Source organism: Pseudomonas sp. EL_65y_Pfl2_R96 (assembly GCF_963970905.1).
Taxonomy (GTDB): Bacteria; Pseudomonadota; Gammaproteobacteria; order Pseudomonadales; family Pseudomonadaceae; genus Aquipseudomonas.
Map to the genome: position 1 here is coordinate 1 of NZ_CAXAQH010000217.1, position 534 is coordinate 534.

The 534-nt window shown below is 62.0% G+C and carries 1 protein-coding gene; it reads right to left on the reverse strand.

The genetic code is table 11. From position 1 onward, the window contains the following. Positions 1-534, reverse strand: a 534-nt coding sequence (locus tag AACY49_RS30295; protein ID WP_339527940.1) for a recombinase family protein, incomplete at both ends; no start/stop codon positions are given.

Below are 534 nucleotides of genomic sequence, written 5' to 3' on the forward strand. Positions count from 1 at the left end.
CAGCCTTCATCGACAACAGCACTTGGCGGGCGCTACCGAGTTCGCGAAAGCGGGCGAAGATAAGCCGGATCACCTCTTGCAGACGCAGATCGGCATCCAGGCCCAGACCGGCTTCGCGATGCCAGACATAACCGAACGGCACTGATAGGCGCAGTTCACCGCGGCGGGCCTTCGCCTTGGCAGCGTCAAGCATCCGTGCCCGGATCACGCCCAATTCGAACTCGCTGATGCTGCCCTTCATGCCCAAAAGCAGACGATCATTGGGAAGACAAGGGTTGTAAACGCCATCGTGATCGATCACCCTGGCTTCGACAAGTCCGCACAGTTCAAGTAGATGATGCCAGTCGCGCCCGTTGCGCGCGAGCCTCGACGCGTCGAAACACAGGACGGCCCCGACCTTGCCCGCACAGAGCCACGAGACCAGACGGTCGAAGCCGGGCCGTGCCACCGTTCCGCTCGCGGATCGCCCGAGATCGTCGTCGATGACCTCGATGTCGGCAAAGCCGTGCTTGCGCGCGATGTCGACCAGATCAT